10 protein-coding genes are annotated in these 11,614 nt (G+C 42.9%); 7 read left to right on the top strand and 3 right to left on the bottom strand.

Annotated features, from left to right (window positions below; genetic code table 11):
• Positions 1–2,387 (top strand): transcription-repair coupling factor (mfd, locus tag RI557_RS10515; protein ID WP_310683669.1); only part of this gene is annotated, 2,387 nt, incomplete at its 5' end.
• Here the strand turns inward: mfd and RI557_RS10510 are convergent.
• Complete coding sequence (locus tag RI557_RS10510; protein ID WP_310683667.1) at positions 2,361–2,807, bottom strand: YqaA family protein; 447 nt, start codon at positions 2,805–2,807, stop codon at positions 2,361–2,363. The genes mfd and RI557_RS10510 overlap by 27 nt on opposite strands.
• Positions 2,808–2,837: 30 nt before the next feature.
• The gene (locus RI557_RS10505; protein WP_310683665.1) at positions 2,838–4,088 is read right to left on the bottom strand and encodes an ABC transporter permease; all 1,251 of its coding nucleotides are present in this window, start codon (positions 4,086–4,088) and stop codon (positions 2,838–2,840) included.
• A 141-nt stretch (positions 4,089–4,229) separates the two neighbouring features.
• Between RI557_RS10505 and purH the strand changes: the two genes are divergently transcribed.
• The 6 genes from purH to rodA are packed head-to-tail and all read left to right on the top strand — an operon-like array spanning position 4,230 to position 11,300.
• Positions 4,230–5,747 carry a bifunctional phosphoribosylaminoimidazolecarboxamide formyltransferase/IMP cyclohydrolase gene (gene purH / locus RI557_RS10500; RefSeq protein WP_310668909.1) on the top strand — a complete coding sequence of 506 codons (1,518 nt, stop codon included), beginning with the start codon at positions 4,230–4,232 and terminating at the stop codon, positions 5,745–5,747.
• A 17-nt stretch (positions 5,748–5,764) separates the two neighbouring features.
• A complete protein-coding gene (locus RI557_RS10495; protein WP_151168677.1) occupies positions 5,765–6,787 on the top strand; it encodes a rod shape-determining protein in 1,023 nt (340 codons plus the stop codon).
• Between the two features lie 23 nt (positions 6,788–6,810).
• On the top strand, positions 6,811–7,647 hold the full coding sequence (gene mreC / locus RI557_RS10490; protein ID WP_310668910.1) for a rod shape-determining protein MreC: 837 nt from the start codon (positions 6,811–6,813) through the stop codon (positions 7,645–7,647).
• Positions 7,640–8,161, top strand: a complete 522-nt coding sequence (mreD, locus tag RI557_RS10485) for a rod shape-determining protein MreD (protein ID WP_310683663.1) — start codon at positions 7,640–7,642, stop codon at positions 8,159–8,161. The genes mreC and mreD overlap by 8 nt, the downstream gene beginning before the upstream one ends.
• Complete coding sequence (gene mrdA / locus RI557_RS10480) at positions 8,158–9,987, top strand: penicillin-binding protein 2 (protein WP_310668912.1); 1,830 nt, start codon at positions 8,158–8,160, stop codon at positions 9,985–9,987. Before mreD ends, mrdA begins: the two co-directional genes overlap by 4 nt.
• Positions 9,984–11,300, top strand: coding sequence for a rod shape-determining protein RodA (rodA, locus tag RI557_RS10475; RefSeq protein ID WP_310668913.1), 1,317 nt, complete (start codon positions 9,984–9,986; stop codon positions 11,298–11,300). The genes mrdA and rodA overlap by 4 nt, the downstream gene beginning before the upstream one ends.
• 2 nt (positions 11,301–11,302) lie before the next feature.
• Here rodA and RI557_RS10470 read toward each other — a convergent pair.
• The coding region (locus tag RI557_RS10470; protein ID WP_310683661.1) for a gliding motility-associated C-terminal domain-containing protein at positions 11,303–11,614 on the bottom strand (312 nt) is incomplete at its 5' end.

Genomic DNA, 11,614 nt, shown 5'->3' with positions numbered 1-11,614 from the left:
CGGTTTTGGAGTTTCAACAACAGCCACAGCCAAATTTCAACAAGAACTTTGAGTTGCTGAGCAAAAAGCTTCACCAGAATGTAAAAGACAATATTGATAACGTTATACTTGCCGGATCTGAAAAGCAGTTGACCCGGCTCCACAATATTTTTGAGGACCTCGAAAAAGAAAAACATTTCAATTCACTACTTTTTTCGCTTCACGAAGGCTTCACTGATTTTGAAGTCGGCATGGCGTGTTACACCGATCACCAAATCTTTGAGCGGTTCCACCGGTTCCGACTAAAAGAAGGTTTTAAAGATGCTCAGCAAAAATTATCACTCAAGGAGATAACTGAGCTTCAACGCGGAGATTTTGTCGTGCACGTTGACCACGGAGTTGGACGTTTTGAGGGCCTCGTTCGGATTGAAAACAACGGGAAGCTCCAGGAGGCGATCAAGCTCTCTTACAGCGGAACAGACGTGCTTTATGTGAGTATTCATTCGCTACACCGTATTTCAAAATTCAGCGGGAAAGAAGGTCACGAACCCAAGATCAACAAGCTGGGTACGAACACCTGGAAAAAGCTCAAGAAAAAGACCAAGAGCAGGATCAAGGAAATTGCCTACGATCTCATTAATCTCTACGCCAAGCGAAAAGAAGCTGAAGGCCACGCTTTCACTCCTGATTCTTATTTGCAAAATGAATTGGAAGCTTCGTTTATCTACGAAGACACTCCCGATCAGGAGAAAGCGACCCAGGCAGTGAAAGAAGATATGGAGCAATCAGCTCCCATGGACAGACTGATTTGCGGTGATGTAGGCTTTGGGAAAACGGAAATCGCGATCAGAGCCGCATTTAAAGCTGCCGTAGACGGTAAGCAGGTAGCTGTCCTGGTTCCGACCACTATTTTGGCGCTTCAACACTACAAGTCGTTTAGCGAAAGGCTCAAAGACTTTCCAGTTGAGGTTGATTTTGTGAATCGTTTCAAGAAAACATCTAAAATCAAACAAACACTCAAAAATCTCGAGGAGGGAAAACTCGATATCATCATCGGTACGCACAGGCTTGTGGGGAAAGACGTAAAGTTTAATGACCTTGGATTGCTGATCATTGATGAAGAACAAAAATTTGGGGTTGGCGTGAAAGACAAGCTCAAAACGATCAAAGAAAATGTGGATACGCTTACGCTAACTGCAACGCCAATTCCACGAACGCTTCAATTTTCACTGATGGGCGCAAGAGATCTTTCTGTGATCAATACTCCTCCGCCAAACCGCCAGCCGGTTCAAACAGAGCTCCACACGTTCAATGAAGAAATTATTCGTGATGCTGTGAGTTACGAACTCGCTCGTGACGGACAGGTTTTTGTGGTCAGCAATCGCGTTCAAAACATCCAGGAAGTTGCCGGTATGGCTCAGCGCGTTGTCCCGGATGCCCGTGTCATTACAGCTCATGGTCAAATGGAGGGAAAAGATCTCGAAGAGCGCATGATGAAGTTTGTCGATGGTGAGTACGATGTGCTCATCGCTACAACGATTATCGAGAGCGGACTCGATATTCCAAATACGAATACGATCATCATCAACAATGCCCACAACTTTGGATTGAGTGATCTGCACCAAATGCGCGGTCGAGTTGGTCGTAGTAACAGAAAAGCTTTTTGCTACCTTTTGTCGCCTCCGTTGTCAACCATGCCGGGCGATGCGCGCAAAAGACTTACAGCGATCTCGCAATTTTCAGATCTCGGGAGCGGAATCAACATCGCCATGCGCGACCTCGATATTCGCGGTGCCGGTAACCTTCTCGGTGGGGAGCAGAGCGGTTTCATTTCAGAAATCGGGTTTGATATGTACCAAAAGATCCTCAACGAAGCCATTACCGAGTTAAAGGAAAACGAGTTCAAAGATCTGTTCAAAGCCTCAAAGCAGAGCTATGTTGAAGATACAGTTCTTGAGACCGATCTCGAGATCATGATCTCCGATACTTACGTCAATAACATCACCGAGCGATTGAGGTTGTACAAGGATCTGAGTGATGTGGAAAGTGAAACACAACTCGACACTTTCAGGCAGGAACTCATCGACCGTTTTGGTCCGATCCCTGACGAAACCGAAAGCCTTATCGACTCAGTAAAAATGAAGTGGCTCGGGAAAGCGATCGGGTTTGAGAAAATTGTGCTCAAATCGAACAAGCTCATTTGCTATTTCATTCCTGATCAGGAATCACCGTATTTTCAATCGCCAGCTTTCAACCGCGTATTGGAATACGTCAAACAAAATATGCATCGTTGTGAGCTGAAACAGCGAAAAGAGAAGTTGTCGCTCGTTTTCAAAGACATCACTTCGATTCAGGAAGCACTCAACACACTCAGACCCATTTTACAGGAGGAACCCGTGGAGCAGTAAGTAGCTCACAAGAGCATAGCGAGCCGTTTTCCCGATGAGCATGTAAACAGAAGTCATGAGAAAGTGAGTCCGGGCGAAACCCAATGCTACCGCAATGGGGTCGCCAATAATCGGCAACCAGGTCAACAACCCGAAAACTGCTCCGTATTTTTCACTTTTACGCTGCCATTTTTCAACAGTTTTGTGCTTGATTTTGAGGAAACGCTCTACCCATTCCCATTTCCCCAACCTGCCGATGCCGTAACTTGTGAGTCCGCCAAGCCAGTTGCCAATAGATGCATAAACGACCAGTAAAACAGGATCGAAATCGCCAAAGATCATGGCCACAAGAATTGATTCTGAACTAAATGGCAAAATCGTAGCCGCCAAAAACGACACAATAAAAAGCCCCCAGTAACCATATTCTAACCAAAATTCCACGGGTCAAAATTACTGTTAAATAATGAAGCTCTATCCTTTCGCCCTAATAGCATCCACAGGGTTAAGTTTGGCTGCGGAGTAAGCGGGAATAATACCGGCTAATAGTCCGATCACAATAGAAATGGTGAGTCCGGTAATCACATTTTTGAGCGACAAAACAATGTCGTATTCAGTAGCAGCCGAACCTGCAAGTGCGCCAAACCATATGAACAACAAACCGATTGATCCACCCACTACACAAAGCATCACAGCTTCTCCTAAAAATTGCATGAGGATGAAGTTGTTTTTAGCTCCAAGCGACTTTTCTATCCCGATGATATTCGTTCGCTCTTTTACTGATACGAACATGATATTCGCAATTCCAAAACCACCAACCAGAATGGAAAATCCGCCAATGATAAGACCCACGATATTGACAAAACCGAATAAGTCATCAAATCCTTCAGATAAAATACTGATTTCATTCAGAGCAAAATCTTCCTCTTCCGTAGGAGATAATCTGCGGATAGAACGCATAATCACAAAAAGTTCATCTTTGAGTGCCGCGTTTGGGATTCCCTCTTTGGCCTTCACATAAATCGTTGGACTGAGATTTCGGTTTTTGAGGTTGATAAATGCCTTTGATAAATTGGTAGAAATAATCACCTTTTCGTCCATCGACATACCGATCATACTTTCACCCTCTTTTTCGAACACCCCGGCAACGGTGACTTTTCGGCCTCCAATTTTCACTTCCCTGCCAACTGGGTTCACATTTCCAAAAATGACATAAGCGATGTAATCACCAATCACGCAAACAGGTGCTCCGCGATCAAATTCAGACTGCGTGATGAACCTCCCTGATTGCAAATTGATGTTTCGCACTCCGGGATAGCCATCACTCACAGCTTCAATCGTTTGGCTCTGAATACTATTGTTGCGAAACTCGATTGTCTTTGCAAAGTTGTATTGAATAGAAACAGCTGAGGCAAGCTCACTGCGCTTTTCGATTTCTTCCAGTTCGGTCAAATCGGGCTGAGGGCGATTCATGTATTTCCACCACGGGTAGTCACCACCAAACTCCCAGGGCCACTTTTGAACGAAAACCACATTGTCGCCCAGCTCCTCAATGCTAGACCTAATGTTGCGCTCCAGCGTATCAACCAGCGTAAAAACTGAGATGATAGCAAAAATGCCAATCGTAACGCCTAAAAGCGACAAAAGTGTACGCAATCTATTTACAACAAGTGCCTGAATGGCAAAGTGTAAGCTCTCTAAAAGTATTCGTAAATAAACCCTCAATTTGTTGCTTTTGAAACAAAGGTAAAAAGTACCTTTGCACGAAGTTCACCGCTCATCAAATTGTTAGCACTTTTTGTAACACAAAATTGCTAGAGCGGATTAAGTGATTAATTTTAACTCGCAGATTTTACAATTGTTCTCATGGCTGAATCTAAAAAGATTAAAAACGCATTAATTTCAGTATTTCACAAAGACAACCTCGAGCCCATCGTGAAAAAACTCAACGATGAAGGCGTCAACATTTACTCAACAGGCGGAACGCAAAAGTTTATCGAAGATCAGGGAGTACCTGTAAATAAAGTTGAGGAACTCACTTCTTATCCATCTATTTTGGGTGGAAGAGTGAAAACACTTCACCCAAAAGTTTTTGGTGGAATCCTGGCTCGCAGGCATGAGAGCGGAGACAAAGAACAATTGTCAGAATTTGAAATCCCTGAGTTTGATCTCGTGATTGTCGATCTCTATCCGTTTGAAGAAACAGTAGCGTCAGGAGCGAGCGAACAGGATATTATCGAGAAAATTGATATTGGCGGTATTTCTTTGATCAGAGCCGCAGCCAAGAATTTCAGGGATGTGATGATCGTTTCATCGCGCAAACAATACGATGAGGTTGTTGATATATTTAGCAACGGAGCAGCCACAACACTTGAAGAACGAAAGAAATTTGCCGGTGAAGCATTTGCGATAAGCTCGCATTACGATACGGCTATTTACGATTACTTTGCCGGATCTGACCGTGAATTGAAAATCAGTATTCCTGAAAAGAAAACACTCCGTTACGGTGAAAACCCACACCAAAAAGGAGAATTCTTTGGCGCGCTCGATGAGTTGTTTGATCAGCTTCACGGAAAGGAATTGAGCTACAACAACCTCCTCGATGTAGATGCTGCAGTGAACCTGATGGCTGAGTTTAACGAAACAACATTTGCCATTTTGAAGCACAACAACGCTTGTGGAATTGCCAGCAGAGAAAAGCTCGTTGATGCCTACAAAGATGCGCTTGCCGGAGATCCGGTTTCTGCTTTTGGCGGAATCATGATCACCAATTGCGAGTTAGATGGTGAAACAGCGCAGGAACTCGACCAAATCTTTTTTGAAGTTGTCATTGCGCCATCTTACACTGATGAAGCGCTTGAGGTTCTCAAGAAAAAGAAAAAACGCATTATTTTAGTCCAAAAGGAGCAGTTGAAAACTGATAAATTGGTCAGAACCGCACTAAACGGATACCTCGTTCAGGATAAAGATTCAAAGATTGAAGAGAGCGGAGATTTAGAGAATGTGACCGACAGAAAAGTAACTGATAATGAGGTTGAAGACCTGTTGTTTGCCAATAAAATCTGCAAGCACACGAAATCTAACACGATCGTTTTGGCAAAGAATAAGCAACTTTTGGGAAGCGGAACCGGTCAAACATCAAGAGTTGATGCATTGAGACATGCAATTACTAAAGCAAAAGCATTTAAATTTGAACTCCAGGGAGGTGTAATGGCATCAGATGCCTTTTTCCCTTTCCCCGATTGTGTTGAAATTGCTGATGGGGAAGGCATTGAAGCAGTGATTCAGCCCGGTGGTTCAATAAGAGACAACGAGAGCATTGATTACTGCAACCAGCACAACATGGCGATGGTAACTACAGGAGTTCGCCACTTTAAGCATTAAATTAACCCGAAACGAAAATGGGAATTTTTGACTTTTTTACACAAGAAATAGCGATTGACCTTGGAACGGCCAATACACTTATCATTCACAACGACAAAGTTGTTGTTGATGAGCCGTCTATTGTAGCTGTTGACCGGGCAACAAATAAAGTGATAGCTGTGGGTAAGCAGGCACAAAAGATGCACGGCAAAACCCACGAGAATATCAAAACAATTAGACCCCTAAAAGATGGTGTTATTGCTGATTTCCATGCCGCTGAACACATGATTCGCGGGATGATCAAAATGATCAACCAAAGCAATAAACTTTTTCAGCCATCACTCAAGATGGTGATTTGTATTCCATCTGGTATTACTGAAGTTGAGAAGCGAGCCGTACGTGACTCTGCAGAGCATGCCGGGGCAAAAGAAGTCTACCTCATTCACGAACCAATGGCTGCCGCAATCGGTATTGGAATTGATGTTGAAGAACCGATGGGGAACATGATTATCGACATTGGTGGAGGTACCAGTGAAATTGCCGTTATAGCACTCGGTGGAATTGTTTGTGATAAATCGATTCGGGTTGCAGGTGATGAATTCACGAGCGATATCGAAGATTACATGCGCAGGCAGCACAACATCCTAATCGGTGAGCGCACAGCTGAAATCATCAAAATTGAAGTTGGCGCAGCGATGATCGAACTCGAAAATCCGCCAGAAGAATATGCTGTCCACGGTAGAGACCTGATGACGGGAATCCCGAAAGAGATTACCGTTTCACACGTTGAAATTGCACATGCTCTCGATAAATCAATTTCAAAGATCGAAGAAGCGATATTGAGTGCTCTCGAGATGACTCCACCGGAGCTCTCAGCTGATATTTACAAAACAGGAATTTATTTAGCCGGTGGTGGATCAATGCTTCGCGGGCTCGATAAACGTATTTCCATGAAAACAAAATTGCCGGTTCACGTGGCAGATGATCCATTGAGAGCTGTGGCAAGAGGAACAGGAATCGCACTTAAAAATGCTGATCGTTACCAGTTCCTCATCAAGTAGAAATTTTAAACTGAAATCCGCGCATGCGAAATCTGTTGAACTTTATTTTTCGCTTTCACGTAGCATTTTTGTTTTTGCTACTTGAAGTGCTGGGTTTCTTTTTGCTTATTTCCTACAACAATTACCATAACATTAGGGCATTTAGCATCACAAATGAAGTGAGTGGTGAATTTTACGGCCAGGTCAACGAGGCAACATCTTATCTCAATTTACGAGATGTAAACGAACAGTTGAGTAGGGAAAATGCTGCTTTAAGAGAAATGGTCAGATCCTCATACCTCGACACCTCGTCACTTTTCAAGCCTGTTTTTGATACCGCTCGTGTAAGGGTGTTTGAATATTTACCCGCTGAGGTTATCAATGGAAGTGTCAACAAACGAAACAATTATCTCATAATTGACAGAGGTAGTTCAAGCGGAGTAAAACGTGAAATGGGCGTGATATCACCAAACGGAGTGGCCGGTGTTGTCGTTGATGTATCGCCAAATTACGCCAGTGTGATGAGCTTACTCCACGGTCGCTCGCAGGTAAGTACTGTAATTGAGAAAAATGGATTTTTTGGACTGCTAAAATGGGACGGATCTGATCCCAAATATGCGACACTTGTTGATATTCCTGCTCACGTTGATATTGCTGAAGGAGACACGCTTTTGACAAGAGGAGCCAGCGGAATATTTCCTAAAAACCAGCTCGTTGGTACAATAGAGTCGTGGGAAATCAACCAGTCGAATCGTTTCTATGAAATCAAAGTCAACCTGGCGACTGATTTCAGGCGATTACAGCATGTTCATGTTGTCAAAAACAGTAAAAAACAAGAGATCGATACTTTAATACAAAATACAACTGAGCCTGATGTTTAGGATAGTTGCTCAAAATATCATCCGATTTGTATTGCTCGTGTTGTTGCAGGTTCTGGTTCTGAACAATATTCAACTTGGCGGACTCATAAACCCTTATGCTTACGTTTTGGTGATCCTGAGTTTACCAATTGAAACACCACGCTGGCTCACATTATTGATTGGAGTGGTGTTAGGTTTGAGTATTGACGTATTCACCAGAACGCTGGGTATGCATATGACAGCAACCATATTTCTCGCATTTTTGAGACCAGTTGTTTTGCAGTACATGGCGCCACGTGATGGTTACGAATACGGAACTACTGCATCTATTCGTGATCATGGTTATTTGTGGTATTTAACTTATGCCGGGATTTTGATCCTCCTGCATCATTTATTTCTCTTTTTCGTTGAAGCATTTGAGTTTGAAAACTTCTTCAGAACCGGACTCAAAGCGATCTTAAGTTCGCTTGTCACGTTAGTTTTAGTAGTCATTCTTCAAATGTTCACCGTTAACAGAAAGCAGTCTCAAATTTGAAACGAGTTGAAAACAGAAGCGTAATCATCGCGATTGTAATGGGTGTGATCGGCATCATATTCTTGATGCGGCTTTTTTATATCCAGGTGATAGATGATTCTTACAAGACATCTGCCGATAATCAGGCATTGCGCTATGTTACGCTCTATCCATCTCGTGGAATCATCTATGATCGTAAGGGAGAACTGCTGGCTTTTAATGAAGCTGCTTACGACTTAATGGTCGTCCCAAGGCAGGTAAATCGAACGATGGACACCACCTTTTTTTGCAACCTGATCGATATTACAAAAGAGGAGTTTGTCAAAAAAATGGAAAGAGCGAAATCGTATTCATACTATCGCTCATCAGCATTTGAAAAACAAATTCCGGCCGATGAATGGGCGGCAATCTCTGAACGGCTTTATCAGTTTCCCGGTTTTTTTGGACAAAAACGTACATTGAGGCGATATCCTAAAAAAGTTGCCGGTCACGTTCTCGGGTATATTGGAGAGGTTAATCAAAACCAGATTGATGAAGATAGTTACTACCAAAAGGGCGACTACATTGGAGTAAGTGGATTGGAAAAGACCTATGAAAATGAGCTCCGTGGAGAGCGAGGTGTACAGGTTTTGATGGTTGATGTGCATAACTCGGTAAAGGGTAACTACATGAATGGAGAGCTCGACTCACTCCCTGAGCCGGGTAAGGATCTGACCACAACTCTCGATCGTGATTTGCAGGTTTACGGTGAAAAACTGATGCAGAATAAAAAAGGGAGTATTGTTGCGATTGAACCTAAAACAGGTGAGATTCTCTCTTTGATATCGGCTCCAACTTATGATCCAAACTTACTCGTTGGTCGTGATAGAACTAAAAATTATGTTGAGCTGGTTCGCAATGATTCGCTGGATCCGCTGTTTAACAGGGCTATAAAAGCAGTTTACAGGCCAGGGTCAATTTTTAAACTGGTGCAATCTGTCGTAGCGCTTGAAAATGAAGTAATCACACCCGAAACGCGTTTCCACTGCAACAGATCAATTATCAATTGTCACGGTTCACATACTTATGACAATTTACAAAAAGCAATTCAGCACTCGTGTAATCCATATTTCTGGCAGGTTTACAAGCGACTCATTCAGATGGGTGAGGAAGAGAGTATTTTCAAGGACAGTGCTATTGGACTGGAAAACTGGCGCAAATATGTTACGAGCCTGGGTTTGGGAGTTCGCCTTGAAACAGACCTTGAAGGAATCAAAAAAGGCTTTATCCCTGATAAGGAGTTTTACGACAGTTGGTACGGAGAATATCGTTGGGCCTTTTCTACAATTTATTCAAATAGTATTGGCGAAGGTGAGTTGGGAGTAATCCCTCTTCAAATGGCAAATCTGGCTTCTGTCATAGCGAACAAAGGGTTTTACTACACACCGCATTTAGTAAAGGAAATTGGCGATTCACCTAAGCTGGAAAAGTACAGGAAGAAAAATAATACGCTTATTGATAGCGGTCATTTTGATGTTGTTATTGATGCGCTTGATGCAGTTGTGAATGAGCCGGGTGGTACAGCTCGCAGAGCCAGAATTGATAGTATTACGGTTTGTGGTAAAACGGGAACTGTTCAAAACAAGAAAACCCCAGATCATTCTGTGTTTATCGCTTTTGCTCCTAAAGAAAATCCGCAAATTGCTGTTTCTGTTTACGTTGAAGAGTCTGGATTTGGCGGAACGTGGGCTGCACCAATAGCTAGTTTAATGATTGAAAAATACCTCACAGGAAAAACGAATAAGCGCAAAGAGCAACGAATCCTCGAAGCTGATTTTATTCATCTCGACAAGGAGGACAAAGAATGAGAGGGAGAAGAACGAAAAATATAACCGAAAACATTGATTGGTTACTCATCTCCATTTATGCTGTGATGGTTCTCCTCGGCTGGCTCAATATTTATGCTGCAAATTACACTGATGAAGCCGGAACGATTTTCGATTTTTCTCAAAACTACGGGAAACAGCTCATGTGGATAGGGACGTCAGCGGCTTTAGCTATTGTGGTTATGTTGCTGGATGTAAGGTTTTACGAAACTTTTGCTTATGTCTTTTATGGGATTTTTGTGGCTTTGCTGGTCGCTGTTTTATTGATCGGAACCGAGATTAAGGGTTCCCAATCGTGGATTGTGATTGGCGGAATTAGCATCCAGCCCGCTGAGTTTGCGAAGTATGGTACGGCTCTGGCGCTGGCTAAATATTTGTCGTCCATCAGTGTGAAAATGGAGCACTTCAAAACCAGGTTTATGAGTGCCGCTATTCTTCTTGTTCCCGCAGCGTTAATCCTCTTACAACCCGATGCCGGCTCTACATTGGTTTATGCGAGTTTCATTTTTGTCCTTTATCGTGAAGGACTTTCAGGAAAGGTGCTCGTTGTAGGAGTTGCAGCTGCTGTGTTGTTTATTTTGACGCTGTTCGTTGAGCGAGAAATGTGGAACATTGAGACATTGGATCTGACCATTAGTGGAGAATACATTTTGATGGGAGCTATTTTCATTTTAGTAGGACTCGTTCTGCTTCTTTTTCGCAAAAATGCATCTTCACTTTGGCGGCCTTTAGTTTTGCTGGCGGTTGTAGCTGTTGGATATGTGGCCAGTGTGAATTACATCTTTAACGAGATTTTTGAAGACCGACACCGAAATAGGATTTACGAATTATTGGGAATTATTTCAGATCCTAGTGGTACGGGGTACAATCAGCATCAATCGAAAATTGCGATTGGCTCAGGTGGTTTTTGGGGGAAAGGGTACCTCGAAGGAACTCAAACGAAGTTCAATTTTGTGCCTGAACAGAGTACAGATTTTATTTTTTGTACCGTTGGTGAAGAGTGGGGATTTGTTGGAACATCAATTATTATTGTTCTATTCCTCGGTCTTTTTATCCGCATAATTTGGATTGCTGAAAGACAACGGTCAACATTTGCGCGAGTCTACGCTTACTCTGTCGTGTGCATATTCTTCTTTCATTTTGCTATAAATGTGGGGATGACAATTGGATTGGCACCAGTGATCGGAATTCCGCTTCCGTTTTTTAGTTACGGTGGATCATCATTGTGGTCGTTTACAATTCTGCTATTTACGCTTATTAAACTCGATGCTGAACGCAGGAACGTGCTGAGATAGAGTTACTTCACCACCTCCAAAAACCCTTTGTAAGTATGCTTGTTCCCCACCGTTTGAATGGTAGGATCCACTTCCAGTATGTAGTAATACGCTCCATCAGAAGCGGGCGAACCATTGATTTGCCCATCCCACGACTTCATGAAATTCTCGTTATCAAAAACCAACGTACCCCAGCGGTTGTAAATCCGCAAATGAAAATCAGGCCCATCCAGGTTTTTAATCTCAAACCCGTCATTCAGCCCGTCACCATTTGGCGTAAACACATTCGGAATAATCACCTCAATCGCACAACCTTCAATCACCACATCATAAAC

Origin of the sequence: Salibacter sp., assembly GCF_031581065.1 — a bacterium.
Classification (GTDB): domain Bacteria; phylum Bacteroidota; class Bacteroidia; order Flavobacteriales_G; family Salibacteraceae; genus Salibacter.
Note: the sequence above shows the minus strand (reverse complement) of the source record. Positions and strands in the feature narration are given on the sequence as shown.